Here is a 26,751-nt window from a genome sequence, read left to right on the forward strand (position 1 = left end):
CCTTAAGACACGGCCGCCTTAATTAAAACGCAGCTAAATGTTTTCATCACATGATGTTAAATAATTAGTTGATTACCAGATAGCATGCAAGAATAACAGGTTAGTTGGTTAATTAGGGATACAACGCAAGAATAGCGACAATCGCAATGATTCATATGTTTGATAACTTTCCAAAAGGATTAAATCTCGTAGTGGCTTTTCAAAAAACTGTAAGTTTTGTTGGTGTCATCACTTCTCGTTGATCATAGATTCGTTGCGATCATTACGAAGTTAGCATAGACTTAAGAAAAAGAGGGCAAGGCGTATGTTTGAAGGAAGTCTGGTCGCTGTCGTTACCCCAATGAAATCTAATGGTGAAATTGATTATGAGAGTTTTAAAAATCTGGTAGAATGGCATGTCCACAACAGTACCGATGGCCTTGTTGTTTTAGGAACAACGGGCGAATCTCCAACAATTACTCCTAACGAACGAACAAGAATTATTCGGCAAGTGGTTAATCAAGTCAACGGAAAAATTCCAGTCATTGTGGGAACGGGCACGTACTCAACCAATTATAGTATTGAGTTGACGCAGCAAGCAATGGCATTAGGTGCTGATGCCGCCTTACTAGTGGCACCATATTACAACAAACCTACTCAAGAAGGCCTTTTTCAGCACTTTAAATCAATTGCAAAAGCCGTGTCTATTCCTCAAATACTGTATAACGTTCCTTCAAGGACTATTTCTGATATTTTGCCTGAAACGATACTTCGTTTGACGAAATATCACAATATTGTAGGAGTTAAGGAAGCAAGTGGCGATATAGAACGAATTACTCAATTACTACAAGCTACACACCAGTTAGATTTATTGAGTGGGGACGATAAAACAGCGACAAATTTTATGTTGGCGGGAGGTAAGGGAGTAATTTCAGTAGTTGCTAATATTGTGCCGAAAAGATCTCATCTATGGTGTATGGCAGCAGTTTCAGGTAATGCCAAGTTGGCAAGACAGTATGACAAAGAATTATCACCGCTATATAATACATTGTTTATTGAATCTAATCCAATTCCAACGAAATGGGCGTTATCACAAATGAATATGATATCTGATGTTATGCGTTTGCCTTTGATGTCGTTAAGTCAGAAATATCACGATAATGTGCGACAAGCTTTACGACAAGTAGGCATTAAAATTTAAGTAGGAATTAAAATTTTTAAGATAAAGCCGATGAGTGTGCAATATTTAATGATGACTTTGGTAGCTGTGATAGTAGTTTTTCTTGTTGGTTGTACTGCACAACATTTAAGTTATATTACTCATGCTCAAACAGTGCATCCCATGGTTATACCAGTAGATATAAAATTCAAAACAAGCAAAAATTATTATCCAGTGCCAAATGATTCTACTTCAATTATGACTATAACACCTCCTTCGCTAGTTCCACCTGGCAGTAATTTACAACGATTTAATCATCGAAACCAATACGATTAACTCGTATTATAGATTAACTCGTATTACGTTAAATGTGTACTATAGATACGTAACCGTGTACTATACATATACAATTACAGAAATAACTTTAAATTAAAGATTAATTAACTGCTAAAAGCATTCGCAGCAAATATAGAAGATGTTGCTGTTTAGTTGGCAATAGTTCGTATAAATTTAAATGAGTGCCATGATATTTTTAAAGAAAAAATTACTTTATAGCGGTAAAGCTAAATCTGTATATGAAACGGAAAATCCGGGATTTTTGATTATAGAATTTCGAGATGATATAACGGCATTTGATGGTGAGAAACATGAGAAATTAGCAAGAAAAGGAACGGTCAATAACCAAATTAATGCCCATATTATGCAGATGTTAAAAGAGGCTAGTATTCCAATACATTTTGAGAGAATAATTCCACCTCAAGCCGCCGTAGTACGACAACTTAAAATGATACCACTTGAATGCGTAGTCCGAAATATTGCAGCGGGCAGTTTATGTCATCGCTTGGGTGTCACAAGTGGACTTCAATTAAATCCACCTTTATATGAATTATTTTTGAAGAATGATGCCTTACATGATCCAATGGTTACTGAAGATCATGTATTAAGTTTTAATTGGGCAACGCGAAATTATCTTGATCAAATTAAAATGTTGTCTTTAAAAATTAATGGTATTCTTTTTTCTTTATTTTCAAATGCTAGCTTGATTTTAGTAGATGCCAAATATGAATTTGGCATCAGTAATGGAGAAGTTTATTTAGGTGATGAAATCAGCCCTGATTCCTGTCGCATTTGGGATGCTAAAACAAAAAAATCTCTCGACAAAGATCGTTTTCGAAAAGATCTCGGTCGAGTTGTCGAGTCCTATGAAAAAATCGCGCATCGTTTGAAAATTCCTCTTCAGTAGTATCTCTTTCGTTTGCAAACTCTGTACTTTTACATAGCAATCTCTTGAATTGTATATCTAATTCTATACAATAACTTTTCTTTGGAGAGGTACCGAAGTGGTCAACCGGCACCGACTCGAAATCGGCTGAGGCCTTTATCGGCCTGCGCGGGTTCGAATCCCGCCCTCTCCGTTATAGCGATATGGTGGCTGATGATGCTCTATTAAAATAGTTAGAGCTATTCCCAAGAAAAATTGGTGTAATAAATTTTAAATATAAAGCAATGAAAGCAATCTATCTTACTTCAGAGCACGTCTTCGCCTAAAGTTACAATGAGAGTGAGAGTGGATACGTCATAAAATACGCAACTACAAACGCAGCTTTTGCCTCAGCAGTTACGTGATAAATTGCCATGGACCAACCCTTAATACTACCTATTGCCGCAGTTTCTTACAATTTAATTTCTTCAGTATAGATTGCAGGAAGGCATTTTATTGGTTAACTCATTTTTGACGAGGTCGATTTTTGGTCGTTAAAATTGCGCTGGTTGTAATCTTTTCTAATTCTTCAATGAGCTTAAAATCGCTATTTAACGGAGGTAACCAATAAATAGTATTTCCCAACGGACGAAGTAAAGCACCTTGATTGATAGCTTCCTGATAAATTTCATAGCCTAGACGAGGACGAGTGGGATCAGGGATTAAATCAGCGGCAACTAAAGCACCAATACCCCTTACATTCATTAATTGACCGGTTTTTTGTGCCACTGCATCCATTTTTTGGAGCATGATCTCACCAAGGAAAGTAGCTTTTTCACAAATATTGTCTTCACGAATAATATTTAATGTTTCAAGAGCAATACTTGCTGCTAATACATTGCCGGAATAAGTATGAGAGTGCAGGAATGCTTTTCCTGTTTGATAATCATCATAAAAAACGCGGTAGATTTCGTTATGCGTCAGTACAGCACTAAAAGGTAACCAGCCCGAAGTGAGCCCTTTTGAAAGGCAAATAAAATCAGGCACAATTTTAGCATGCTCACAAGCTAGCATTTTTCCAGTTCGGCCAATGCCAGTCATGATTTCATCGGCAATTAAATGAATATGATTAGCTTTGGCCCATCGAGATAAACGAGATAGAAAATCTTGACTGTAAATTTTCATATTACCGGCGCCTTGAACGATTGGTTCAATGAGTATAGCTGTTGCAGTTTCAGCGTAGGGCTCTAAGGAGCGTTCGATAATTTTCCACTGGTCAGAACAATCGTTCCATTGAGGATCTTGAGTATTCAATACGTAAGGGATTGATGTAATAAAATAAGGTTCGAATAGCATTGTCGTGTAAGGTGTACGATAAATGCCCACATGACTTACGCTCAAAGCACCGATAGTTTCTCCATGATAACCATTGTGTAAAGCAATAAATTTTGTTCGTTGTTGTTCGCCCTTAATAATTCTTGAATGCAAACTCATTTTCATAGCAATTTCAATGGCACAGGAGCCGTCACCTGCATAAAATACTCTATTTAAATCGGTTATTAGTGAGGCTAATTGTTGTGATAGTTCGATAATAATTTGATTAGTAGTATTAGAGAATATAACATGTTCAAAATTTTCTATTTGTTGTTGCGACGCTTTCTTTAATCTTGGATGACCATGACCTAATGATTTACACCACCAACTGGAAATAGCGTCAATAATTTTTTTTCCATTGGCGAGTTCGATATAGCTGCCAGTAGCACTTTTGATAATGAGAGGACTGAACTGTTCGTAATCTTTCATTTGAGAACAAGGGTGCCAGATGTATTGTGAATCTAAGTTTAGTAATTCTTTTATCATAGGAAATTAACCTTGAATTTTAAACAGTTGACTTACGGTGAAGATTATCATAGAATTTCTGTGTTTAACAAGTAACTAACTTAACAAGTAGCTATGTATAACCATAAGTCCCGTGATTAATCTCTGGGATGGATCTTTCGGAAGGATTTTTTATGAAAAACGGTTGGAATCAAGAGTCAATTGCCAAGTTATTTAAACTACCCTTATTTGAACTCGTTTTTAAAGCATATACGGTGCACCGAATGAATTTTGAAGTAACTGAAATGGAGCTTTGTACGCTTTCGAGTATTAAAACAGGTACATGTCCAGAAGATTGTGCTTATTGTACGCAAAGTGGACATTATCGAACGGATGTTAAACGGGAAAGATTAATTGATCTTGAAGCTCTTCTTGAACAGGCCAAATCAGCTAAAAAGGAAGGTGCGAAGCGCTTTTGTATGGGCGCTGCTTGGCGGAGTCCACCCAAAGATGATTTGCCAAAAGTACTTGAAATGATTAAAGCTGTTAAATCCTTGGGCTTGGAAACTTGTGTTACATTAGGAATGCTTGGTAAAGAACAAGCGGAGCAATTAAAGGAAGCAGGTTTAGATTTTTATAATCATAATTTAGATACTTCTCCTGAGTTTTATAAAAAGATTATTACGACTCGTACTTATCAAGACCGGATTGATACACTAAAATACGTGAGGGAAGCGGGTATTAACGTCTGTTGCGGTGGCATTTTGGGCATGGGGGAAACGCGGGATGATAGAATTGCATTACTAATGCAGTTGTATCATCTATCTGAGCCTCCGACGAGCATACCCATTAATCAGCTTATTTCTATGAAAGGGACTCCATTAGAAAACGTGAGTCTTTTGGATTCGTTTGAATTTATAAAAACTATTGCGGTAACGCGACTTATGTTTCCTCATTCAATGGTTCGTCTATCGGCAGGTCGGGAAGATATGAGTGATGAATTTCAAGCCTGGTGTTTTATGGCTGGTGCAAATTCCATTTTTTGCGGGGATAAATTATTGACTGCAAAAAATCCGGAGCGAAGTTGTGATATTGATTTATTAAATCGATTGGGATTTAAAACACCTGTACCGATAGCAGTATAAAATATGCTATTGGCGAAGATTAGAAATAGATTAGACCGGTACATGCAAGATGGACTTTTGCGGAGACAAGTGATTATTAGTGAGCGGAAGGATAATTGGATTAAAGTTAATGGTGAATCTTGTATAAATTTTTGCAGTAACGATTATCTAGGTTTAGCTAGTCATCCAGCAGTAAAAGAATCATTAATGAAAGGTATACAGAAATATGGTGCTGGTAGTGCTTCTTCTGCGTTGATTGCTGGTTATTTTGAGTCACAACAAGAATTGGAAAAAAAGTTCGCCGCGTTTTTAAATCGTGATCAAGCTGTTTTTTTTAGTTCGGGGTATATGGCAAATCTAGGGACTATAACCTCGTTATTAAATCGGGAAAGTGTTGTTGTTTCAGATAAACTTTGTCATGCATCTTTGTTAGATGCCATTCAACTTTCCAAGGCAAAGCATTATCGTTATAGGCACAATGATCTTGCTCATTTTAAGTTTTTGTTACATGCAAAAAAACCGGATTTCATAGTGACGGAAGGTAATTTCAGTATGGAAGGTGACCTTGCAATATTGCCGTCTATGATTAAATTGTTTACCACCATTCCCGCCATATTAATTGTTGATGATGCCCATGGTATTGGAGTATTAGGTAAAAATGGGGGAGGTAGCAGTGATTATTGGGGGCTCAGTCAAGCAGAAGTGCCTTGTTTAATCGCTTCTTTAGGCAAGGCGTTTGGTTGTGCTGGTGCTATGGTCTCTGGTCAGAGAGATCTCATGGAGGCCGTTCTGCAGTTTTCAAAAACTTATCGGAACACCACCGCTTTACCGCCTGCTATTTCCTCCGCCGCTTTAAAATCGCTTGAAATTATTCAAACAGAAAGTTGGCGTCGGGATTGGCTTAATGAAATTATACAATTTTTCATTCATCAAGCCCATGAAAAAGGACTCGTGCTCATTTCTACTGAGATAACACCTATTAAATGCCTACTTGTTGCTGATAATAAAAAAACGCAAATTATCCAAAAAAAAATGATGGAAAAGGGTTTTTTTATTTCTTGTATACGTCCACCCAGCGTGCCTGAAAAAACAGCTAGAATTCGGATCTCTTTTAATTGTTTTCATACCAAAGAACAAATTAGTCAATTAGTGCAACAGCTTGCTTTGCTATTATGTTGAAAATATGTTAAAAAAATCACTAACTTTATTTATTTCCGGATGGGGATTTAGAGCGGATTTGATAAAAGAAAGTTCTTGTTATTGTAGTGATTTTACTTTAATCGACTTACCTCACTTGAATGAATTAACACTCGATTTGATCGTAAAGCGTTTAGTTATGAATATCACTAATGGCAGTATTATAATAGGATGGTCTTTAGGTGGTTTAATAGCTATTAAATTGGCCTCGCTTTTTCCTAAAAAAGTTAGAAAATTAATTTTGTTGTCAAGTTCACCTCGGTTTGCTAAAGATAAAGGATGGAAGGGTATCAGAAAAAATGAAGCTATTAAGTTCTTGAACCTTGCAAAAAATAATATCACATGTTTGTTCGACTATTTTTTGTTTCTAGTTAATTATCCTAATACTACGGTTTATTATAAAACATTGCTAATTAAACACTCCATTGATTGGCAGGCAAATAAAAGTTATCTCATAAAATATTTAGAAATTTTATTTTCGATAGATATCAGAGAATTATATAGATCTATTGAAATTCCCATACTTTATCTTATTGGAGAAAAAGACGCGATTGTGCAACTTAATGCTGAGAAGCTTATGCGCCTTAATAATCGTACTAAAATCTATTCGATTTCAAAAGGAGGGCATATGATTTTCATTTCTCACGAAGCGGAATGCAGAGAACAATTAACTCAATTTATAAACGACGATGAATGATATAAAAGTTAGAATTCAACAATCATTTAATAATGCATCAGATACCTATGATACATACAGTTTTATTCAGCGTGAAGTTTGTAAAAATTTGTTAAAGCAACTGAAAAATTTAAGTTTCCGACACGATGTTATCGCTGATTTTGCTTGTGGTACTGGCATTAGCACACAGGAGATTATGAATGCATTTTCTTGTAGAACACTTTACGCTATTGATTTTAGCGATAAACTTTTGGCAAAGGCTAAAAATAAAAAATTAGGTTCTAAGGTTGTTTTTATTTTAGCTGATTTTGATGACATCGTTTTTTTAAAAAATTGTTTTCAGTTACTCGTGTGTAATATGGGATTTCAGTGGGCGTTAGATTTAAAGCACACATTAACGACATCGTTTTTGCAACTAGCAGATTTCGGTGTAATGGCTTTTTCAATTCCATTGCAAGGTACTTTCCACGAGCTAAAAAATGATTATCGAAATTACTTTTTAGATTCACAATCCATTGTCGATTTGTTAGAAGACACTGGTTTTGAAATTTCTTCTTTTCGGGAAGAAAATTTTGTTGAGGCATTTAATACACCGATAGAAACGATTCGTTCTATTAAAAATATAGGCGCTAATTGTTTGATTCATAGCAAGAGAGAAAAAGGGTTACTCTCGATTCGTCGGATAAAAAATACTCAATTAACTTATCGAATTGGCTTCTTTATTGTAAAAAAATCCATCATCTAAAAGTCAGACAATTGATTTTCCTATTGTACTCTTTAAGCAATGCAATAGATCATGGAGTGTGAATATGGCATTTAAATTTTTTATTACTGGCACTGATACCGGGATTGGGAAAACTTATGTGAGTGTAGCACTGCTACGAAAATTTAATAATGAAGGTTTTTCTACTTTCGGAATGAAGCCTATTGCGTCTGGTTGTCACCGGATAAATCATAAGCTTTATAATAAAGATGCGCTTGCTTTACAAAAAGTTTCTTCAATTAAAAAAGCTTATGAATATATTAATCCTTTCGCTTTCGAAGCACCTATCGCGCCGCATATCGCATCTCAGCTAAATAATCAATCTGTTGAAAAACATAAAGTGGTAGACATAATAAATCGAACATTTAGAATACCAGCCGATGTATTTGTTATTGAAGGTGTTGGAGGTTGGTTTGTTCCATTAAATGAAAAAGAATTAATGTCTGATGTAGTGAAATTACTTAATATCCCCGTGATTTTAGTGGTAGGTATCCGGTTAGGTTGCCTAAATCACGCACTTTTAACGGTAGCAGCGATTAGGCAAGCTAAAATTCCGCTGGTAGGGTGGGTAGCTAATTGTTTACAACCTGATATGTCAGTACTTGCTGAAAATATTGAGACATTGAAGAACCAAATAAGAGCCTCTTGTTTAGCGGTGTTACCACGTGGAGACAAGGCAGAAGATTACTTCAGTGATTACTTCAGTAATGTAGTATCACCGGAAGAAAAAACTTTTTGAGAACCATCTGATAGTTGTAATAGTAAGTGTCCTTTTTCATTAATTCCAACGCCTTCTCCATAGAATTCCCGTTGACCAGATCGAAGTCGCATCTGTTTTTTAAACAAATAATCTCTTTTTTTCCAAAGCGTCAAAAACGGATTAAATTCTTCTTTTTCAAAACGAGAAAGATTGTCGACTAATCGATTGATAAGAGCAGAACAAAGCTGATTTCTATCTTGGTAGAAGCCTGTCAATTTTTTAATTGAAGTCCAATTATCATTGTCAGTGTCCATATTTACATTGAGTCCAATACCAATAATAACAGAACACGACCCATGTGTTTCTGTTTCAATAATTTCAATTAAAATCCCAGAGAGTTTTTTATCATCACAGATAATATCATTCGGCCATTTCATCAAAATATCTTTAGGAATGTGGCAGACAGTTTCAATCGCATTACAAACTGCCATTCCACAAACCAAACTTAAACCGGTTAATGCGCTAATATCTTTATTAAAAAGATATTTTAACGATAAATAAATATTCTGTCCGAAAGGCGAATACCATTTTCTTTTAAAACGACCCTTGCCGTGAGTTTGCATTTCAGCAGTGCAAATATGTAATTTATTTGAATGTTTAATAGTTTTTAAATACTCATTAGTTGAACTTATTTGTTCGAATAGATCAATATGAAGGAATTTTTTTTCAACGGAAGATTTAATTTTTTGCTTACTAAGTAAAAATAGTGGTTGATATAATTTGATGGATCGGACAGAAATTTGGAAATTTTCATTTTTTTTGTGATCTTTCACGCTACTGTTAGAATTAAGGTCTCACGGTGGAACTTACCGTTACTTGATGACATCAGAATTTAAATTAAATTGCTTTCTTTTTATCAAAATTGCTTTTTACCATACACGTAGTATTATAACCTAGATGAGATTAGTACATCAAGCCTTTGGAGCCGCGGTAGTTGCTAGATGGGGTTCTTTTGGTTACAGCTTTTTCTTATGATACGACCCCTTGCTCTTTATATTGGCTTACGCTACACGCGAGCGAAACGTCGTAATCACTTTATCTCTTTCATTTCCTTGGTTTCAATATTGGGTATTACCCTGGGAGTAGCAGTGTTAATTACTGTTTTATCTGTTATGAACGGATTTGATTATCAAATTCGTACGCAATTTTTTGAAATTGCTCCTTCAGTTACTGTTATAACAAACAAAGATATTAATCAAAGTTGGTCAAATTTACAAAAGATTATTGATGCTAATCCGCGTGTAGTTGCGTCAGCTCCGTTTGTTGCTGGAACAGGTATTTTAAGCAATTCAGGTGTTGTTAGTGGTGTAAATGTATTGGGAATACTACCCTCCCAAGAAATGAAAATTTCTCAGCTTAATAAAAAAATGACGAGAGGACAGTTAAGTAGTTTAAGGGAAGGGAGCTATAATATGATTATTGGGCGAAAGCTGGCAGATCAATTGGGATTAGATGTAGGGGATAGAATTAACCTCTTCACACCTCAGATGACAACAACTCCTCTAGGGATTTTTCCTCGGTTTCGTCGTTTTACAGTGAGTGGTATTTTTACTACGAAGAGCGGCTTTGATTTTGATATCGGTATTATTTATATTAATATGAAGGATAGCATAAAATTATTTCCCCATGGAGAGAATGGGTTACATGTTAAAATAAAAAACATTTATCAAGCAGCGATGGTTTCTCATGAGTTACAAAAATCACTTATGAGTAGTTTTTTCATCACAAATTGGACAGAAAAGTTTGGTCCATTTTTTAATGCCATTGCGATGGAAAAAACTATTATGTTTATTATTTTATCATTAGTCGTAGTAGTAGCTACTTTTAATCTAGTTTCTATGTTAGTAATGGTTGTTAATGATAAACGAGCAGATATCGCTATTCTTCGCACGTTGGGAGTGAGTCCACGAACTATTATGTCAGTTTTTATTATTCAAGGATCTATTGTTGGTCTTATTGGAACGTTCATTGGTATTATTGTTGGCGTAATTTTATCACTAAATGCCACGACTATTGTTAATAAGATTCAGGAATACTTTCATATACAATTTATTAAAAGCTCAGTTTATTTTGTAAATTTTTTGCCATCTCAGTTACAGTGGTTAGATGTCATTAGTGTTGCCTTTATTGCTTTGACACTAAGTTTAGTTGCGACTATTTATCCTGCATTTATCGCTTTGCAGACAGAGCCAGCAGAGACCCTGCGATATGAATAATGGACCAATAATTTGCTGTAAAAAATTGAGTAAAATCTATTTTGAAGGAAAATTACGAGTTTCTGTTTTACAGGATGTCGATTTTTCATTATTTCAAGGAGAACGATTAGCAATTATGGGAGCCTCAGGGGCAGGGAAATCTACATTTTTACAATTGTTAGCTGGGTTAGATAAGCCAACTTCCGGTAAAGTTGAGGTGGCCGGAAAAGATATAACTCATTTAAATGAGTATGAAAAGGGCTTGTTACGTAATCAGTATTTAGGATTTATTTATCAGTTCCATCATCTAATACCAGAATTTAATGTGTTAGAAAATGTTTGTATCCCGCTATTGGTACGTAGACGTGTTATGAAGCTAAAACAAATTAAAGAAAAGGCATTACTTTGTATTGAGCAGGTGGGTTTGATTCATCGGCAAAAATACCGTATAGGAGAATTATCAGGTGGTGAAAAACAACGAATAGCCATTGCGAGAGCATTAGTGACTGAACCGCGTTGTGTTTTAGCTGATGAACCTACCGGAAATCTAGATCAAGATACCGCAGAACACATTGCTGATTTAATGTTGCATCTTAATTATTCTCTTAATATTAGTTTTTTGGTTGTCACACATAATTGGCATTTTGCTGAAAAGATGGAGCGAATTTTGTTATTAGACAAAGGCCAATGTTATTTACAAACTAAAGAGGAATAATTGAATAAAAAAAATCACTCTCGTTATCTTAAAGAAAGCAATCAGACCTACCTAGAACTGTCGTGCTCAGTGTTAGTACGGATATTGTAAATGTTATTTATGTATCCACCCATGAGAGATGAGAAAGTTATTTTGCTGAGGTAAACTCGTAATAGTGATGACTACCAGCGCGGATACTAACTGGCAAGAGGAGTATAAGCAGATGAACGTGATTATTTTAGGTACTCAATGGGGGGATGAAGGGAAAGGCAAAATTGTTGATATGCTTACGGAGCAAGCGGCAGCGGTAGTACGTTTTCAAGGCGGGCATAACGCCGGTCATACGTTGATTCTCGATGGCGAAAAAACGGTATTACGTTTAATTCCTTCTGGAATTTTAAGAGAAGGTGTATTGTGTTTTATTGGTAATGGAGTGGTTCTATCACCGCAAGCCTTAATGGAAGAAATTCAAAAACTGGAAGCTAAAGGTATTCCCGTAATAGACCGTCTTCGAATTAGCTCAGCTTGTAATTTATTATTACCTTATCATATAGCACTCGATAAAGCACACGAAACAGCTCTCGGAGATAGAGCGATTGGTACAACAGGATGTGGCATTGGACCTGCTTACGAAGATAAAGTGGCACGGCGTGGTATTCGTGCGATGGATTTGTTACATCCAAAGATCTTGTTTGACAAAATAAAAAGAGCGACGACTTATCATAATTTCCGATTGGAACAGTATTATCATCAAAGCTCTCTAGATCCTCAAAAAATTTATTACCAATTAATGGAACTTTGTAAAAAAATGAATCCCATGATTGGAGATGTTTCATCTCTTTTAGGAAATTTACAGCGACAAGGAAAACACATTATTTTTGAAGGTGCGCAAGGTTCTCTGCTGGATATTGATTTAGGCACATATCCTTATGTGACTTCATCAAACACGACAGCGGGGGCTGCGGCCACGGGAAGTGGATTTGGTCCGCTGTACTTTGATCAAGTTGTTGGTATCACAAAGGCCTATGTAACACGTGTAGGTGCAGGTCCGTTTCCTACAGAATTAAAAGATGTTGATGGTATAAAGATAGCAAAACGAGGCAATGAATTTGGTTCCGTCACAGGGCGTCCTAGACGTTGTGGTTGGTTTGATGTGGTAAGTATGCGTCGTTCTATTCAAATTAATAGCTTGACGAAAATTGTATTAACAAAGCTCGATGTCTTGGATAAATTTGAAATTATTCGTCTGTGTACGGCTTATCAGTGTAATGGTAAAACATTACGCGAATCACCCTTTGATCAGTCTTTGTTAGAGACTTGTAAGCCGAAATATGAGGAGATGCCAGGTTGGAAAACTTCGACTTTCGGTTTGACGGATTACAACCAAATGCCAGAAGCGGCACAAAACTATATTGCGCGTATTGAAGAATTGGTGGAAGTGCCAATGACTATTATTTCTACCGGTCCTGACCGTAAGCATACTATTATTCGAGAAGATATTTTTTCTTTATAATTGTCTTTTAATTAGTAATTAGCTTTTAATTTTAATTAGAGTACTTTAATAAAAACGTAATGATCAACCAACAACGCGAAAAATAAGAGTGTGAGATACCAAATACTGTAACGAAAAGTTTTTATCGGTACTTCTTCGTTATCGCTAATCAATAAACGAATAGCCCAATAAATAAAACCAATATTGATTAAACAGACAACGGAAAAATAAATCCACCCTGACATTTTAATTGCAAATGGTAACGAACTGATGATTGCTAATCCCAATGTGTAAAGCAAAATATTCAGTTTAGTATAAGGAATTCCATGCGTATTAGGTAACATAGGAATTTTTGCTTTTGCATAATCATCAATGCGATGAATCGCGAGTGCCCAAAAGTGAGGTGGTGTCCAGATAAAAATAATTAGCAGTAGAATTAAGCTGGGTGGATCAATATGATCTCTAACTGATACCCACCCAAGCATAGGTGGCGCTGCGCCTGCTAGACCACCAATAACAATATTTTGTGATGTAGTATGCTTTAAATAAAGTGTGTAAACACCGGCGTAACCAATGAGTGTAAGGGCAGTTAACAATGCAGTTAGGAAATTAATAAAACTTATTAAAATGATCATCGATGAAAGAGATAATAGAATCGCAAAAATAACCGCATTCCGTTGGCTTATCTTACCTTGCACAATAGGACGATGATTAGTTCGATGCATTAATTGGTCAAGATGATGCTCCAGCAAATGATTAAATGTCGCCGCTGAAAAGGCGGCAAGAGCAATACCTAAATTACCAAACAGTAAAATGCGCCACGGCACAATTATCCTAGCCGGACTTGCCAAACACATACCTACAACGACTGTCAATAACATTAATAAAACAATTCGAGGTTTGCATAACTGCAGATAATCACACCATGTAACACTTTTTGTGACACTCTTTTGAATAAAGGGTACTATTTTAGTATGTGTTTTCATAATAAGCCCATGGTGCTTTACTGTACTGTCCAAGCTTCCTAAAACGTTTATCAATTCGACGTCGTTTTAATGCTGATAAATGATCAAGGAAGATAATACCATTTAAATGATCCAATTCATGCTGAATACATTTTGCCATAAAACCGTTAACTTCAAATTCCATAGATTTTCCATAACGATCTCGTGCATGGACTTTAATTTTTGCTGCGCGTATTACTTTTTCATAAATACCACCACCAACGGACATGCAGCCTTCTGCTTCAATATGTTTACCGATGCAATAAATGATTTCTGCATTAACTAAACATAAAGGTTTATTTTTTTGAGGAGAAAAATCGATAACGGTAATGTGTTTTGGACTTTTGAAATCCAGTTGTGTAGCAGCAAGGGCTGCGCAATTTTCTGTGTTATAGTGTGTTTCAAACATTTCATCAATAATTTTTTGTAATGTATCGTCAAATTTTTTTACCGGCTCTGCAATGGTTTTCAACCGTGGATTAGGATATTGCAAAATTTTGAGCATGTGGATTACCTGTTCTGAGTGCCGAGGAGAGGATTTGAACCTCTACGGAGCTACCTCCACAAGTTTCTGAAACTTGTGTGTCTACCAATTCCACCACCTCGGCATAGGCGTAAAACTCTATCTTTGAACCTGAAAAATGTCAAATCGGCCGTTTTATTCGATAAACATAAATTTATAGATATAATTCGCTAGCTATCCTATTCATAGGCTAAGACTAAGATTGGTAGTTTTCGCTTTCTATGCCAAAAAGGAATTTTTTCATTTCTTCTTCCAGAAATTGGCGAGATTTAGGTTCAATCACGTTCAAGCGATATTCATTAATAAGCATGGTTTGATGAGTAAGCCATGCTTGCCATGCTTGTTTAGAAATATGTGCGTAAATTCGTGCTCCAAGTTCACCAGGGTAAGGGTGATAAGTAAGACCTTCGGCTTCTCTTCCCAGTTTTTTACAGAAAACACGTCGTGTCATATTAGTAGCATTTATTTTTGAGTTAGTTGATTAAGCAACCGGCTTACCGGAGCAGCAATACCTCCAGGTAGCACTGAATTTTTCTTATACCAGATTTGTGGTTCATATTCTATGAGGTGCGTTTGTTTTCTTTTCACTTGTAACAAAACCGGTTTAATTTCTAGCTGGAAATGAGTAAATTGGTGAAAAAAAGAACTCCATTGCTCCTGTACAGTCGCTTCAATGCCAAGATTCATTCGACACCAGGCTTCTATGTTTTCCTCAATTGAACATTCAGGAAAGCTCCATAATCCTCCCCAAATCCCTATTTGTGGACGCTTCTGAAGCAAAATGTTTCCCTCAGGATTTTGTAATAACAACATATATATAATTTTCTTATATCGATTAGATTTTTGTTTTTTAATAGGAAATTCCACTTGTCGCGATTGCTGATAAGCAACACAACCTGTCTTTAAGGGACACAAAATACATTTTGGTTTCGTGCGAGTACAAATTATTGCGCCGATGTCCATCATTGCTTGATTGTAATCCCAGCAACGATTTTTAGGCGTATACTTTTCTGCAAAATTCCAGAGTAAATTAATTCCAGTGTATTGGTTAGTAGGGATATCAATGGCACAAAAGCGGGCTAATACGCGTTTTATATTACCATCTAAAATAATAGCGTATTTATTCATTCCTAATGATAAAATGGCTCCTGCAGTTGAGCGACCGATACCGGGTAAAGCGGATAATGCCGCTACAGTTTTTGGAAAATGACCTCGATGATCTTTATAAATAATTTGTGCTGTGAGATGTAAGTTACGGGCGCGCGCATAATATCCAAGTCCTGACCAATGAGCGAGGACGTTATCAATCTTCGTTAATGCCAGTGCTTCTATGGTTGGGAAGCTTTTTATGAAGTGTTGGAAATAAGGAATAACCGTAGAAACTCGGGTTTGCTGCAACATAATTTCTGACACCCAAACACGATAAGGTGTAGCGTTGCTTTGCCATGGAAGATCGTGGCGACCACAGCGTTCAAACCAATCTAATATTGCTAAAGCAAACTGTTTCGAGTCCATAACTAAATCAACAGAAGATCGAAATTTCATTCTTCCCATTTAATCATAATGGGTTTTTAAAAGAACAAATCAAACTGCGCTGTCGCTATATTATCGCTTTTTAAAAAATTAGAACGTGCTGAAATAGCACTGACAGAGTAACTTACGTCATGACAGTATTCTAATGCCAAGTTTGTGTTTCTCCAAATATTTATATTGTAAAAAACATTATAGCGGTCTTGAGGTAATCCAAGAGCTAGTGCTTGACTTGTGTGACCATAACCAACACCAATTGAATTGGATTTAGAACCTACTTTAAATGTACAGCTCGCTTCTGTATGAAAGGCTGTTGGGCGTGCTCCTTGATTAGCAAAATTAATGTCGTTGACATCAAACCTTTTTACTGCCCCTATATATTCTGCGAGAAAGACTATTGGTCTAATGTCTAGGGTGCAATAAACACTTAGGGCAGGAACACGATATCTTAAATTTTCTTTGTTGGAAAAGACTGTGGCTTGTATCCCTTGGGAATCTGCGAGATTAGAAATATAACCAGTACCTACTTCACCATTCATACAGCCACCATCGTTGGTAGTATCGCTGAATTCATAACCAATATCTGTTCCCCATTCATTACTTTGATTATTACCGCTACTGAAGAGGTTATTGGTTAATCCTTGAAAACCATATACTTCCGCATGGAACATATGACTGCCTGTTTGCTGATAGCCGAAAGTTAAGGTACGTGCTCGAGTACGCCCCAAGACTTGTGTTACCGGAGTAGTTACCATCAGACTACTATAACGGCCGAATGGTACATATACTTGTCCAATACTTGTGTAAAGAGGAAACTGACTCAAATTACCGATGGTAATAAAAGCTCGGTTTATAAACAATCGAGAACCGTTTCGATGCTCATCTGGGTCGTAATTTAGGACCATGTAACCTGATACCCAAGAGTCGCTTTGCACGTAAGTACCTAATTCAACACCGCTAAAATTAATACTACCACTTCGTGGACTAATATAAGTACCTCTGTAAGAAGTCTGGCCCTCCAGCTTTCCAGTTAAAATTACTCGCGGTAAGTTTGACGCAGATGATGATAATTCATTTTCTTTTTGCGTAGCTTGATATTGCCGTAGGAGTAATCGAGAGTCTTCTCGAACACTGGCTATGTTGATAATCAGCTTAGATCCATCAAAAGTGGTATTTTTATTCAAATAAGGTCCGATATCTAAGTGGAAGGCGTGGTCCTGCTGGGATTGATAGTGCTGTTGGGATCGATTTTTGTGGTACTCTTCTGCTTGACAACAATAATGGATAGCTTTGCCTCTTTTGTTGGGAAAAGGCCTCTTTTGCTTGTACCGCTCTGTTCGTTCACGCAGTTCATCTTTAGCCTGCAGACAGCTGATCCGTTTCTTGATCTGTTGATCTGTTGCAGTAGTATTACCAACAAATGTGGCACAAAAAGCGCTAGAAATACATAAACCCCATAAACCTAATAATGTAAAAATAACTAATCTAAATGACGATGGCAGCACGGTCCTTTCTCTTCTTACAATTATCTCAGACGAAGTAACAATAATACCGTTACCAAATCCGCTACAAATATTCCTCAATTATACATGTTAGAACTGATATATAGCACAGCACGTATATCTTATGCAATGCCGGAGTTTCTTTAATTTTAAGTGAGGCAAGTTAGATTAAAGAATTCTGTCTAACTTCATTGCAAATCTAAATGATTATTGTTTTAAAAAAAGTGAGTTAGAAAACACATAAACTTTGTTCACTATCATGCATAAACCAATGTTTTTTGATCCTAATTAAGTAATTAAGTAGTCGAGAAACTCTATTGTTGAATTTAAAGTTTAACTGCCATGTTATTTTATGATCTTATATCACCCCTTGCTTTTATAAGGCTTTAGGCTCTACATTAAGAATGGGTTGGACTACACTAAATAAAAATTATAAGGAGGGGTTTTTATTAACAGAGTTCCTTCTTTACAAGCGTTTTCTCATTAATTACAATCGATTGGAATTCATTTACTAACAGAAAGACAGGATACCTGTGATAATGACAATTATTTTTATTGCCTTAGCTTGTTTTGCACTGATACTTCTTATCATTATTATCGCGATTTCTGTGTTTAATCGTGGAAGAAGTCGCACGGAGAGAATTACTCCGGAACATTATAGCAACAATATATAGTTGTAAACAAATTTACGTAGGTAATTTATCTTATTATGTTTGTGAAAACGATTTGCAAAGCTATTTTTCCCGTTTTGGTGCGATTAAAACGATTAAAATTGTTAGAAACTTTCGGACAGGTCGCTCCTCGAGAGGTTACGCCTTTATTACTTATATTGGTGCATATGCTGGTGCAAAGCGGGCAGTTAAAAAAGGCATTGACAGCTCATGGTAAAGATCTTCAGGAACGATTATTGGTAATTCGGATTGCTAAATTGAGACAGCAGCAACATACGTATACATATTCATGTGTACATGCATTAGGTGAAAGTTTTAGTTCTTAGTTTTAGTACAAGCAAACCTAATTTTGATAATTTGAGGCGTATTTTTCGGCCATTTAGTATTTTCAGTTACTGCATACATGATCCTTTGAGAAAAAGAAAAAAGTGATAAAAGGATGGAGATTATTTAATAATAAAAAACTTCGACAAGAGGAGGAGAGACGTTGCAACTTGATCTTTTGAACGACCCACTAGAACAATTTAAACTTTGGCACGATGAAGCTGAAGAAAATAAATTAAGCGATCCAGATGCCATGACTTTGGCAACAGCAAACTTAGAGGGAAAACCTTCGGCTCGTACCGTTTTATACAAAGGTATTACTAAAGGTGGATTTCTTATTTTTACTAATTATTATAGTCGAAAGGCACTCGAGCTTGCAGAAAATCCGTACGCTACCTGGATGTTTTATTGGCCAAGTATTTATAAGCAAGTACGAGGAGAAGGATATGTTGAACGATTAACGCGTGAAGAATCGGAAGATTATTTTGAAACGCGACCCTATGAAAGTAAAATTAGCGCTTGGGTGTCAGAGCAAAGTCAAGAAATCCCTAGTCGTGAATATTTAATTTCTCGCTATAAAAAGTATCGGGAAAAATTCGAAGACGAAGTATTTTGTCCTGAATACTGGGGTGGTTTCCGTTTAATTCCGAATCGAATGGAATTCTGGATTGAGCAAGATCATCGTCTACATGATCGCTTTTGTTATTTAAAAGAAAAGCACCAATGGAAAATTATTCGTCTTGCACCCTAACGTCCTATTTCTAGTATTCTTTTTTTTTTGATGAATCTCATTAAAAAACACTCTTACACCTATGGCTTGTTATGTGCACTAAAATTTTCGATGATAACCATACTACCCACATATGCTATAGTAATGATTTTTAAAAATCAAAATATTCACAATATTAGGACCACATCATTAATAAATCCCACTAATAATGAACTACTCCCCAGTATTTTAACAAACAGATAAACATCAGATAGATCTAGTTAAATGCAGTTATGATTTGTGACTTGATAAATTTTCCGTTGCCGCCTAACCTCATATAAACAGATTCCGCAAGCAACCGATACATTTAAACTCTCAACAGTGCCCTCTAGTGGGATTTTAACCAAAAAATCACACCGTTGCATTGTTAATTGTCGCATGCCTTTCCCCTCACTACCTAATACAATAGCAATATCACCTGTCAAATCGACATCCTGAATATGAGATGCCGCTTCAGCAGTTGTTCCCACAATCCAAACGCCTTCTTTCTGAAGGCTCAAAAGTGTTCTGGATAAATTTGTGACACGAATAAACGGTATCGCTTGTGTTGCACCACAAGCGATCTTACGAACAGTTGATGTAATCCCCACTGCCCGATCCTTTGGAACAATTACTACTTGTACACCAAATGCATCTGCGCTTCGAAGAGAGGCTCCTAAATTATGAGGATCTTTTACTCCATCAAGAATTAATAACAATGCCGGCGATTCACGGTTTTTTAAAATACTAATCAACGACTCTTCATTAAAAGTATCAGAATATTCACATCTTGTTGCTACAGCAACAATCCCCTGATGATGTGCATCTGTTAAATCATCTAATTTATCACGAGACACACGAACAATAGATACGTCTAATTTTTTTGCCTTTGCGATTAAGGATCGTACTCGTTGATCTTTTCGAGTTTCCTGAACATATAAATTTAAAACAGATTGTGGTGACGAATCCAGCATGGCTCTCACTGAATGAATGCCATAAATAATTTCTAAGCTATCCATAACTTATTCAACTTGTTACGCATACCCATATACACATTCTCATAGTTTTATCTCAATAATTTTATATAATAACAAATGTGAACTGGCTTATTATTTGCGCTTTTTCGTTACTTATGTTTGTAGGTTGTACTTCTCAAATGAAAGACGGTCCACTCAATTCTAGAATTAACGTAAGTAAAATCCTAGACATACAACCCAAATCATTGACTCGCAGTAAATACGGTAATCCCTCTTCATATATAGTTAACGGAAAGCGTTATTATATATTAAAAACAGCACGCGGCTACGCAAAGCGTGGCATCGCTTCATGGTACGGCACTAAATTTCACGGTCAACTAACTTCAATTCGAGAGCCTTACAATATGCTCGCCATGACGGGCGCAAGTCCTGTCTTACCCATTCCTTGTTTCGTCCGTGTTACTAATTTAAATAATAATAGATCAGTTATTATTAAGATTAACGATCGAGGCCCTTTTACCTCTAATCGGATCATTGATTTGTCTTATGCTGCCGCAAAAAAACTCGACTATGTGAACAAAGGTACCGCCTTAGTTTATGTTAAAGCCATTACTTTCAATCATCACCATATATCGGGTCACCGTACCATGTTAGCAACAGTACCGTCAACACACTCACAAAAATTATTTTTACAATTAGGCGCATTTTATAAATTCTCTCATGCTAAAAATTTAAAAATTCAACTTCATGATTATATCAAAAACCCCATTTTAATACTTAAAAACATCTATTGTAATTATCTTCCGCTTTATTGTGTTCAAATTGGTCCTTTGCAAGATATTAGTGCATCCAATTATTTACAGAAAAAACTAAAAAAGTTAGGCTTTAGGGAAATAGTAATCATTGTTAATTGAGTAATAAATGTAATCATGACAAAAACTATTACCTGGCAGACGGTACTTGGTGATGAAAAACAAAAGCCATATTTTCAAAAAATTCTTAACCATATTAAAAAAGAACGTAGATCAGGAAAAATTATTTATCCACCACAGACGGATATTTTTCATTCTCTGAGACTAACGCCCTACGAATCGGTAAAAGTAGTTATTTTGGGACAAGACCCTTATCATGGACCTAATCAGGCACATGGACTTGCTTTCTCTGTACGCCTTGGCATCCCTATTCCCCCTTCCTTGCAAAATATTTTTAAAGAACTACATAGTGATTTGAACTTATCCATTCCATTTCATGGTTGTTTAGAAAAATGGGCAAAACAAGGTGTCTTACTTCTCAATACCACTTTAACTGTTGAGGCTGGCAAACCCCAATCACATATTAATATTAATTGGCATCAGTTTACTGACCAAGTTATCGTTAGGTTAAATAACCACCATAAGGGAATTGTGTTTTTACTATGGGGATCTTATGCCCAACAAAAAGCTCAATTAATTAATAAACTCCGCCATCGGATTCTTAAAGCGTCTCATCCTTCTCCTTTATCGGTAAAACGGAGTTTTTTCGGTTGCCGACATTTTTCAAAAGCCAATGCATTATTACGAAACATGGGTCGTCGACAAATCGATTGGTCATTAGACTAACTGCTGACTCATAACTAAGGTGCCAAATGAAATTCAAAGACTGATAAAGGCACAAGCTTGAGATTAATATCATATTGACTTAAGTATTGACTTAAAAGGAAAGCTCAAGCACTATAAAAAAACTCTTGCTCCTTCATAAAACGGCCAGATAGCTCAGTTGGTAGAGCAGAGGACTGAAAATCCTCGTGTCGGTAGTTCGATTCTGCCTCTGGCCACCCCCGTTACCGTTAACGAGAAAATCTACCTCACCCACTAGTTATGGAGTGGAATGTTGTACCTTATGACGCGCAGCGTTTTATATATCTATCATATACGTGCACGTGTTGTTAAAATGCGTAAGATGGGATATTTCTTATTTAGGTAATTACTAATTGAATCCATTAAATTTTTATCTTCGCTATTAAACCATTTTGATTCTGTCCATTGTCTCAACCATGTAAGTTGATGTTTAGCTAATTGACGTGTAGCAACAATAGCTTTATAACGCATGATTTCCCAATTGTATTCTCCACTGAGATATTGCCAAATCTGTCGATATCCCACTGTGCGAATAGCTGGCAAATTCGCACTTAAATCATGACGTTGATAGAGTTTTTTAACTTCTTCTAAAAAATTATTTTTTAGCATCTGATCAAAACGTTTCTCGATACATTGATGCAAAAATTCCCGATCATTTGGACTAATAATCAGATTAATGAAATGGTAAGGTAATAAATTGAATCGCTTTGCTATTTGATGATCTGACAATGATTGGCCAGTTATTTCATATACCTCTAAGGCTCGTTGAATGCGCTGAGCATCATTTGGACTAATACGTGTTGCTGATGCCGGATCAATTTTTTTTAATTTCCTATAAAGCGCAGGCCAACCGTTTATATCTGCTTTTGCCTGAATTTTTTTTCGAATATTTTCATTGGCAGTGGGTAAATCAGAAAATCCTCTGTGCAATACATGAAAATACAACATCGTCCCTCCCACTAATAAAGGGATATGATTACTAGCATGAATGGCCCTAATTTCTCGTAAGGCATCATTATAAAACTGACCCACAGAATAAGAATGAGAAGGATCGCAAATATCAATTAAACGATGTGATATCTTATGAAGCACTTTAGTTTGTGGCTTAGCTGTACCGACGTTCAAACCACGGTAAACCATAGCAGAATCCACACTAACAATTACCAGCGGAAACTTTTTTGCTAATTTGATAGCCAAACCGGTTTTACCACTAGCAGTCGGACCCATTAAACAAATGACAAATGATTTTTCTTGATTCATTATCATGTATTCCGCCCTTGTTGTCCTCGAACCACTCTCGAACGTAACAGCCAATCTAATTTATGAATCTTGAATTAATTCAATACGTGAGTCAATCATACATTGCAAATCACTATAATTCGTTCTTTCAAAACTAAATCTACTAGCACACAGCATATAAAGCAGAGTATCGATGAATAATTATTCTTAATATTCAAAGCCTAAAAAGCGTTTAATTAGTTTATTAAATTGATGTCATCTTTTGTGGATACTAATAGCTAGATTATGGGCTATTTTTTTGCAATCCAATCAACACTACTTTATTAAATTTTTGTTTTGAAAGCCAAGTTCCCATAGGGGGATTATGAATGAAATAATCTCGAATACCTTGCATTAAAGCAAAAGCAATGCGTTGTTGATATATATGATTTAATAAACGATGTTCTTCATAACGATTTGAAATAAAACCAGTTTCTACTAAAAGTGAAGCAATATCAGGAGATTTTAAAACAACAAAAGCAGCCTGTTTAACGTAGTGATGATGCAAAAATAACGTTGAGCTAAGCGAGTGAATAATTTTCTTTCCAATTAATAAACTTGTGTGAATAGTCGCTGTTTGAGATAAATTAATTAGTACAGATTTCAGTAAGGTATTTTTGTCATTTAGATTCACTCCTCCTATAAGCTCCGACTCATGCTCTCTCTTTTTTAACCATCGTGCTGCTTCAGTGGTAGCACCGCGTGAAGATAATGTAAAAACCGAAGCGCCTTGAGCTTTGTGGTCTTGACACGCATCTGTATGAATAGCAATAAACATATCTGCCTTATAGTGCCGGGCAATAGCTAATCGCCGACGTAAAGTTAAATAGTAATCGCCATTTCTTGTTAAATAAGCTTTAAATCCTGGTTGTTGATTAATGTCTCTTTGCAAGTCACGCGAAATTTTTAATACGATATCTTTTTCATGCGATCCTCCAGGACCTGTTGCTCCTGGATCACGATGACCACCATGCCCCAGGTCTCGACCACCATGTCCTGGATCTATAACTACGATGACATTACTAGATCGATAAGGCAAAGGTGAAACGTTAGTTCTGAAAGAAGTGATAACAGGGGTATTATTTTTTTTCTTTATGTTCACCCCATCTGCACAAGAGTTAGTACAACAAGGTCGTGCAGCTGATAACTCAATGACTAATCGGAAAGAGTTTTTATGTTTGCCTCTTAGTGTAAAGGCGATGGCCTTCATTGGATATTTTAAATCAAAAACAATTCTTAGCATATGATTTTTATCCACCGATGTTCGTGCATATCTGATAGGCGTTTGTCTAAACAATTGAGATGAAAAAGGGTAAGCAAGAATTGCGCTTTGAATATCGAAAACCAAACGATTTGGATTGGTCAAAATAAAATAATGATAATGAGATAACGATGTCATATTAAAAATTATCTGATAATAGATAACATTGGAATAAACATATAATTTATTGAATTTATTAGTATCAGCAAGCGCACTTGAATAACATAGCAACCACAAGCAAAAAATAATCCACCATTTTTGCATGCCGCTACATTAACAATTCTTATCTGTCTTTGACAAATTTTCTTTTCCTCATGTCTATTGATAAGGTCTCTTGTCAAAATTACGAAAGGGAATAATGTCCAAATTAACAAATCTTTTATTAGTTTTGATATCAATATCGATATTAACATGAAACGTAGGCAGCGGTAAAAATCCTTCTGCTCTTTCCGGCCATTCTATCAAAATTATGGAGTCTTTTTCTAAATAATCATATAAACCTATATTCCAGTATTCCTCTGTATCGACAAGCCGATACAGATCCACATGTACCACATGAAAAACTTTTAGTTTATAGATCTCAATTAATGTATAGCTCGGACTTTTAACGAAACCATTATATCCTAATTCCCTCAAAAAACCACGAATGAGAGTGGTTTTTCCAGAACCAATCTCTCCAGTTAAATAAATAACATCTCCTACTTCGCAACAAGAAGCTAACACTTCGCCTAAATCTAACATCGCTTTTTCAGTTGGAACAACTCTTTGAATAGATTGAAACATTAACGCCGATTACTCTGATTAAGGATTAACTAACAATCGCAGATGAGGTAATAAATCAGATGCTAATAATCCACGTTCACCACCCTCTTTCGCAGCATAATCTGCTGCTAATGAATGAAGAAACACTCCAAGTTCAGTCGCTTTTAATAAAGTTAGTCGTTGTGCCAATAATCCACCGATTACACCACTTAAAATATCGCCCATTCCACCTGAAGCCATTCCTGGATTACCCACTGGGCAGACATGAATAGTTTCGCTGTCTCCTTTGATTAACGTTCCTGCCCCTTTTAGCACGACAATACCACGATATTTTTTTTGTAAAGCAGCAATTGCTCGAAAACGATCACGTTGAACATCCTGACACGTCACCTCTAACAAGCGAGAGGCCTCTCCAGGATGCGGTGTTAATATCCAATCATCTCTTTGAAGTGGATGCTCTGATAAGAGAACTAAACTATCTGCGTCAAGTACTTTAGGAAGTTTTGTCTCTAATACCTTATTTAACAAAGATTTTGCCCAATCAGATCTTCCTAAACCGGGGCCTACCACAACTACTATTGCTCGATTGATTAATGGCTCAAGATCTTTAGCTTCGGCTACTTGATGGCACATTAACTCAGGGCGTGATCCACTAACGATGGGAACATGCTCTGGACGTGTAGCGACTGTAACTAAACCCGCGCCAACTCGAGCAGCTGCTTCAGCAGCCATGCGCACTGCGCCACCCATGCCATAATCGCCACCGACAATTAAGGCATGCCCATAAGTACCTTTATGAGAATCTCGCTCACGCTTTGGTAATAAAGAGTGTAAATGTCGCCATTCTAATAAGTGAGTTCGAGGTCGAACTTGTGAAAAAAAAGAATTTGAAAAATTTAAGTTGTTTAATAACAACTTACCACAATAAGCAGGCGCTCGATTTGTATATAGCCCTCGTTTAAATCCAATGAAAGTTACTGTTACATCTGCTTTAACAGCGCAACCTTGAACTTCTCCCGTATCCACATTAATTCCAGAAGGAACATCTACCGCTAATTTTGGCTGCGGAGCTTTATTAATGGTTTCAATGATTTCCGCGTATGGGGTTCTCACGTTTCCAGAAAGTCCACTTCCAAGGAGCGCGTCTACAATAAGATCCCCCTCAAAATGAAACGTACCAGAAAAAGATTGAATCGGTATCTGGCAAGATTTTGCTGCTTTTGCCGCAGCACCACATAGTTGAGCTGATTCGCCGACTAAGTAAACAGTCACTTTTAGTCCGTATTCATGTGCTAGTTGGGCGATAACGAAACCGTCCCCTCCATTATTACCATTTCCACAACAAACGGTAATTGCTTTAACTTCAGGCCAGTGTGCAATAAGGACATCAAAAGCAGCTCTTCCTGCTCGCAGCATTAATTCATGATCGTCAATACCTGCTTTGATCGCCAAACGTTCTAAAGCACAGATTTGACGATTCTGATAGAGTGGTATCAT

27 protein-coding genes and 3 tRNA genes are annotated in these 26,751 nt (G+C 36.3%); 17 read left to right on the plus strand and 13 right to left on the minus strand.

Translation table 11 applies throughout. The features are described 5' to 3' along the window. Nucleotides 1–304: 304 nt before the first annotated feature. The 4 genes from dapA (at nt 305) to CEAn_RS01860 (ending at nt 2,553) form a co-directional block, all read left to right on the plus strand. Nucleotides 305–1,180 carry a 4-hydroxy-tetrahydrodipicolinate synthase gene (gene dapA, locus CEAn_RS01845; protein ID WP_211923547.1) on the plus strand — a complete coding sequence of 292 codons (876 nt, stop codon included), beginning with the start codon at nt 305–307 and terminating at the stop codon, nt 1,178–1,180. A gap of 30 nt (nt 1,181–1,210) precedes the next feature. Then, entirely contained in the window at nt 1,211–1,474 is a 264-nt protein-coding gene (locus CEAn_RS01850) for a hypothetical protein (protein ID WP_211923548.1), read from the plus strand. 187 nt (nt 1,475–1,661) lie between these two features. Continuing rightward, a complete protein-coding gene (gene purC / locus CEAn_RS01855) occupies nt 1,662–2,381 on the plus strand; it encodes a phosphoribosylaminoimidazolesuccinocarboxamide synthase (protein ID WP_211923549.1) in 720 nt (239 codons plus the stop codon). 83 nt (nt 2,382–2,464) lie between these two features. Further along, a tRNA-Ser gene (locus CEAn_RS01860) sits at nt 2,465–2,553 on the plus strand. A gap of 311 nt (nt 2,554–2,864) precedes the next feature. Here the strand turns inward: CEAn_RS01860 and bioA are convergent. Continuing rightward, nucleotides 2,865–4,199 (minus strand): adenosylmethionine--8-amino-7-oxononanoate transaminase, encoded by a 1,335-nt coding sequence (gene bioA / locus CEAn_RS01865; protein WP_211923550.1) that lies wholly within the window; start codon nt 4,197–4,199, stop codon nt 2,865–2,867. Nucleotides 4,200–4,351: 152 nt separating this feature from the next. On the opposite strand from bioA, the gene bioB reads away from it, so the two are divergent. From bioB to bioD, 5 genes are all read left to right on the plus strand, one after another. After that, the gene (bioB, locus tag CEAn_RS01870) at nt 4,352–5,302 is read left to right on the plus strand and encodes a biotin synthase BioB (protein ID WP_211923551.1); all 951 of its coding nucleotides are present in this window, start codon (nt 4,352–4,354) and stop codon (nt 5,300–5,302) included. Nucleotides 5,303–5,344: 42 nt separating this feature from the next. Then, on the plus strand, nt 5,345–6,460 hold the full coding sequence (locus CEAn_RS01875) for an aminotransferase class I/II-fold pyridoxal phosphate-dependent enzyme (RefSeq protein WP_244670036.1): 1,116 nt from the start codon (nt 5,345–5,347) through the stop codon (nt 6,458–6,460). Between the two features lie 4 nt (nt 6,461–6,464). After that, on the plus strand, nt 6,465–7,175 hold the full coding sequence (locus CEAn_RS01880) for an alpha/beta fold hydrolase (protein ID WP_211923553.1): 711 nt from the start codon (nt 6,465–6,467) through the stop codon (nt 7,173–7,175). Further along, nucleotides 7,168–7,899, plus strand: coding sequence for a methyltransferase domain-containing protein (locus CEAn_RS01885; protein WP_211923554.1), 732 nt, complete (start codon nt 7,168–7,170; stop codon nt 7,897–7,899). The genes CEAn_RS01880 and CEAn_RS01885 overlap by 8 nt, the downstream gene beginning before the upstream one ends. A 64-nt stretch (nt 7,900–7,963) precedes the next feature. After that, a complete protein-coding gene (bioD, locus tag CEAn_RS01890; protein WP_211923555.1) occupies nt 7,964–8,656 on the plus strand; it encodes a dethiobiotin synthase in 693 nt (230 codons plus the stop codon). Here the strand turns inward: bioD and CEAn_RS01895 are convergent. Continuing rightward, nucleotides 8,614–9,450, minus strand: coding sequence for a biotin--[acetyl-CoA-carboxylase] ligase (locus CEAn_RS01895; protein ID WP_211923556.1), 837 nt, complete (start codon nt 9,448–9,450; stop codon nt 8,614–8,616). The two genes, bioD and CEAn_RS01895, sit on opposite strands and share 43 nt — an antisense overlap. 198 nt (nt 9,451–9,648) lie before the next feature. Between CEAn_RS01895 and CEAn_RS01900 the strand changes: the two genes are divergently transcribed. The 3 genes from CEAn_RS01900 to CEAn_RS01910 all read left to right on the plus strand — a co-directional run bounded on the left by CEAn_RS01900 (nt 9,649) and on the right by CEAn_RS01910 (nt 13,079). Continuing rightward, the gene (locus CEAn_RS01900) at nt 9,649–10,893 is read left to right on the plus strand and encodes a lipoprotein-releasing ABC transporter permease subunit (protein WP_211923557.1); all 1,245 of its coding nucleotides are present in this window, start codon (nt 9,649–9,651) and stop codon (nt 10,891–10,893) included. Continuing rightward, nucleotides 10,886–11,587 carry an ABC transporter ATP-binding protein gene (locus CEAn_RS01905; RefSeq protein ID WP_211923558.1) on the plus strand — a complete coding sequence of 234 codons (702 nt, stop codon included), beginning with the start codon at nt 10,886–10,888 and terminating at the stop codon, nt 11,585–11,587. Before CEAn_RS01900 ends, CEAn_RS01905 begins: the two co-directional genes overlap by 8 nt. A 202-nt stretch (nt 11,588–11,789) precedes the next feature. Further along, nucleotides 11,790–13,079 carry an adenylosuccinate synthase gene (locus tag CEAn_RS01910; protein ID WP_211924153.1) on the plus strand — a complete coding sequence of 430 codons (1,290 nt, stop codon included), beginning with the start codon at nt 11,790–11,792 and terminating at the stop codon, nt 13,077–13,079. 35 nt (nt 13,080–13,114) lie between these two features. On the opposite strand, the gene cyoE is transcribed toward CEAn_RS01910, so the two are convergent. The 6 genes from cyoE to CEAn_RS01940 all read right to left on the minus strand — a co-directional run bounded on the left by cyoE (nt 13,115) and on the right by CEAn_RS01940 (nt 17,593). Further along, the gene (gene cyoE, locus CEAn_RS01915) at nt 13,115–14,044 is read right to left on the minus strand and encodes a heme o synthase (RefSeq protein ID WP_211923559.1); all 930 of its coding nucleotides are present in this window, start codon (nt 14,042–14,044) and stop codon (nt 13,115–13,117) included. After that, on the minus strand, nt 14,028–14,567 hold the full coding sequence (gene def / locus CEAn_RS01920; protein ID WP_211923560.1) for a peptide deformylase: 540 nt from the start codon (nt 14,565–14,567) through the stop codon (nt 14,028–14,030). Before def ends, cyoE begins: the two co-directional genes overlap by 17 nt. Nucleotides 14,568–14,586: 19 nt before the next feature. Further along, nucleotides 14,587–14,670: transfer RNA gene (locus CEAn_RS01925), tRNA-Leu, on the minus strand. Nucleotides 14,671–14,781: 111 nt separating this feature from the next. Next, nucleotides 14,782–15,036 (minus strand): oxidative damage protection protein, encoded by a 255-nt coding sequence (locus tag CEAn_RS01930; protein WP_211923561.1) that lies wholly within the window; start codon nt 15,034–15,036, stop codon nt 14,782–14,784. 11 nt (nt 15,037–15,047) lie between these two features. Then, complete coding sequence (gene mutY / locus CEAn_RS01935; protein WP_244670037.1) at nt 15,048–16,130, minus strand: A/G-specific adenine glycosylase; 1,083 nt, start codon at nt 16,128–16,130, stop codon at nt 15,048–15,050. Nucleotides 16,131–16,156: 26 nt separating this feature from the next. Further along, nucleotides 16,157–17,593 (minus strand): LbtU family siderophore porin, encoded by a 1,437-nt coding sequence (locus CEAn_RS01940; protein ID WP_440131443.1) that lies wholly within the window; start codon nt 17,591–17,593, stop codon nt 16,157–16,159. 642 nt (nt 17,594–18,235) lie between these two features. Between CEAn_RS01940 and CEAn_RS03655 the strand changes: the two genes are divergently transcribed. Both CEAn_RS03655 and pdxH read left to right on the plus strand, forming a co-directional pair. Beyond that, complete coding sequence (locus CEAn_RS03655) at nt 18,236–18,505, plus strand: RNA-binding protein (protein WP_244670038.1); 270 nt, start codon at nt 18,236–18,238, stop codon at nt 18,503–18,505. Nucleotides 18,506–18,775: 270 nt separating this feature from the next. After that, nucleotides 18,776–19,363: a pyridoxamine 5'-phosphate oxidase gene (gene pdxH / locus CEAn_RS01950; RefSeq protein WP_211923562.1), complete on the plus strand. Its 588-nt coding sequence runs from the start codon at nt 18,776–18,778 to the stop codon at nt 19,361–19,363. A 239-nt stretch (nt 19,364–19,602) separates the two neighbouring features. Here pdxH and rlmB read toward each other — a convergent pair whose 3' ends face one another. After that, nucleotides 19,603–20,379, minus strand: coding sequence for a 23S rRNA (guanosine(2251)-2'-O)-methyltransferase RlmB (gene rlmB, locus CEAn_RS01955; RefSeq protein WP_211923563.1), 777 nt, complete (start codon nt 20,377–20,379; stop codon nt 19,603–19,605). Between the two features lie 137 nt (nt 20,380–20,516). Between rlmB and CEAn_RS01960 the strand changes: the two genes are divergently transcribed. The 3 genes from CEAn_RS01960 (at nt 20,517) to CEAn_RS01970 (ending at nt 22,150) form a co-directional block, all read left to right on the plus strand. Continuing rightward, the gene (locus tag CEAn_RS01960; RefSeq protein WP_244670039.1) at nt 20,517–21,251 is read left to right on the plus strand and encodes a septal ring lytic transglycosylase RlpA family protein; all 735 of its coding nucleotides are present in this window, start codon (nt 20,517–20,519) and stop codon (nt 21,249–21,251) included. Nucleotides 21,252–21,266: 15 nt separating this feature from the next. Continuing rightward, nucleotides 21,267–21,935 carry a uracil-DNA glycosylase gene (gene ung, locus CEAn_RS01965; RefSeq protein WP_211923564.1) on the plus strand — a complete coding sequence of 223 codons (669 nt, stop codon included), beginning with the start codon at nt 21,267–21,269 and terminating at the stop codon, nt 21,933–21,935. A gap of 142 nt (nt 21,936–22,077) precedes the next feature. Next, nucleotides 22,078–22,150: transfer RNA gene (locus CEAn_RS01970), tRNA-Phe, on the plus strand. A gap of 91 nt (nt 22,151–22,241) precedes the next feature. Here the strand turns inward: CEAn_RS01970 and miaA are convergent. From miaA to CEAn_RS01990, 4 genes are all read right to left on the minus strand, one after another. Further along, on the minus strand, nt 22,242–23,180 hold the full coding sequence (gene miaA / locus CEAn_RS01975) for a tRNA (adenosine(37)-N6)-dimethylallyltransferase MiaA (RefSeq protein WP_369804526.1): 939 nt from the start codon (nt 23,178–23,180) through the stop codon (nt 22,242–22,244). 295 nt (nt 23,181–23,475) lie between these two features. After that, nucleotides 23,476–24,756 carry an N-acetylmuramoyl-L-alanine amidase gene (locus tag CEAn_RS01980; protein WP_211923565.1) on the minus strand — a complete coding sequence of 427 codons (1,281 nt, stop codon included), beginning with the start codon at nt 24,754–24,756 and terminating at the stop codon, nt 23,476–23,478. Nucleotides 24,757–24,810: 54 nt separating this feature from the next. Next, nucleotides 24,811–25,275, minus strand: a complete 465-nt coding sequence (gene tsaE / locus CEAn_RS01985; protein ID WP_211923566.1) for a tRNA (adenosine(37)-N6)-threonylcarbamoyltransferase complex ATPase subunit type 1 TsaE — start codon at nt 25,273–25,275, stop codon at nt 24,811–24,813. 18 nt (nt 25,276–25,293) lie between these two features. Further along, a complete protein-coding gene (locus tag CEAn_RS01990; protein ID WP_211923567.1) occupies nt 25,294–26,751 on the minus strand; it encodes an NAD(P)H-hydrate dehydratase in 1,458 nt (485 codons plus the stop codon).

The sequence above is a fragment of the Coxiella endosymbiont of Amblyomma nuttalli genome (assembly GCF_018107685.1).
Classification (GTDB): domain Bacteria; phylum Pseudomonadota; class Gammaproteobacteria; order Coxiellales; family Coxiellaceae; genus Coxiella.

Excerpts from the sequence above, each read along its gene's own strand:
- dapA (WP_211923547.1), top strand. The coding sequence starts at position 305 with ATGTTTGAAGGAAGTCTGGTCGCTGTCGTTACCCCAATGAAATCTAAT.
- CEAn_RS01850 (WP_211923548.1), top strand. The coding sequence starts at position 1,211 with ATGAGTGTGCAATATTTAATGATGACTTTGGTAGCTGTGATAGTAGTT.
- purC (WP_211923549.1), top strand. The coding sequence starts at position 1,662 with ATGATATTTTTAAAGAAAAAATTACTTTATAGCGGTAAAGCTAAATCT.
- bioA (WP_211923550.1), bottom strand. The coding sequence starts at position 4,199 with ATGATAAAAGAATTACTAAACTTAGATTCACAATACATCTGGCACCCT.
- bioB (WP_211923551.1), top strand. The coding sequence starts at position 4,352 with ATGAAAAACGGTTGGAATCAAGAGTCAATTGCCAAGTTATTTAAACTA.
- CEAn_RS01875 (WP_244670036.1), top strand. The coding sequence starts at position 5,345 with ATGCAAGATGGACTTTTGCGGAGACAAGTGATTATTAGTGAGCGGAAG.
- CEAn_RS01880 (WP_211923553.1), top strand. The coding sequence starts at position 6,465 with ATGTTAAAAAAATCACTAACTTTATTTATTTCCGGATGGGGATTTAGA.
- CEAn_RS01885 (WP_211923554.1), top strand. The coding sequence starts at position 7,168 with ATGAATGATATAAAAGTTAGAATTCAACAATCATTTAATAATGCATCA.
- bioD (WP_211923555.1), top strand. The coding sequence starts at position 7,964 with ATGGCATTTAAATTTTTTATTACTGGCACTGATACCGGGATTGGGAAA.
- CEAn_RS01900 (WP_211923557.1), top strand. The coding sequence starts at position 9,649 with ATGATACGACCCCTTGCTCTTTATATTGGCTTACGCTACACGCGAGCG.
- CEAn_RS01905 (WP_211923558.1), top strand. The coding sequence starts at position 10,886 with ATGAATAATGGACCAATAATTTGCTGTAAAAAATTGAGTAAAATCTAT.
- CEAn_RS01910 (WP_211924153.1), top strand. The coding sequence starts at position 11,790 with ATGAACGTGATTATTTTAGGTACTCAATGGGGGGATGAAGGGAAAGGC.
- cyoE (WP_211923559.1), bottom strand. The coding sequence starts at position 14,044 with ATGAAAACACATACTAAAATAGTACCCTTTATTCAAAAGAGTGTCACA.
- def (WP_211923560.1), bottom strand. The coding sequence starts at position 14,567 with ATGCTCAAAATTTTGCAATATCCTAATCCACGGTTGAAAACCATTGCA.
- CEAn_RS01930 (WP_211923561.1), bottom strand. The coding sequence starts at position 15,036 with ATGACACGACGTGTTTTCTGTAAAAAACTGGGAAGAGAAGCCGAAGGT.
- mutY (WP_244670037.1), bottom strand. The coding sequence starts at position 16,130 with ATGAAATTTCGATCTTCTGTTGATTTAGTTATGGACTCGAAACAGTTT.
- rlmB (WP_211923563.1), bottom strand. The coding sequence starts at position 20,379 with ATGGATAGCTTAGAAATTATTTATGGCATTCATTCAGTGAGAGCCATG.
- CEAn_RS01960 (WP_244670039.1), top strand. The coding sequence starts at position 20,517 with ATGAAAGACGGTCCACTCAATTCTAGAATTAACGTAAGTAAAATCCTA.
- ung (WP_211923564.1), top strand. The coding sequence starts at position 21,267 with ATGACAAAAACTATTACCTGGCAGACGGTACTTGGTGATGAAAAACAA.
- miaA (WP_369804526.1), bottom strand. The coding sequence starts at position 23,180 with ATGGGTCCGACTGCTAGTGGTAAAACCGGTTTGGCTATCAAATTAGCA.
- CEAn_RS01980 (WP_211923565.1), bottom strand. The coding sequence starts at position 24,756 with ATGCAAAAATGGTGGATTATTTTTTGCTTGTGGTTGCTATGTTATTCA.
- tsaE (WP_211923566.1), bottom strand. The coding sequence starts at position 25,275 with ATGTTTCAATCTATTCAAAGAGTTGTTCCAACTGAAAAAGCGATGTTA.
- CEAn_RS01990 (WP_211923567.1), bottom strand. The coding sequence starts at position 26,751 with ATGATACCACTCTATCAGAATCGTCAAATCTGTGCTTTAGAACGTTTG.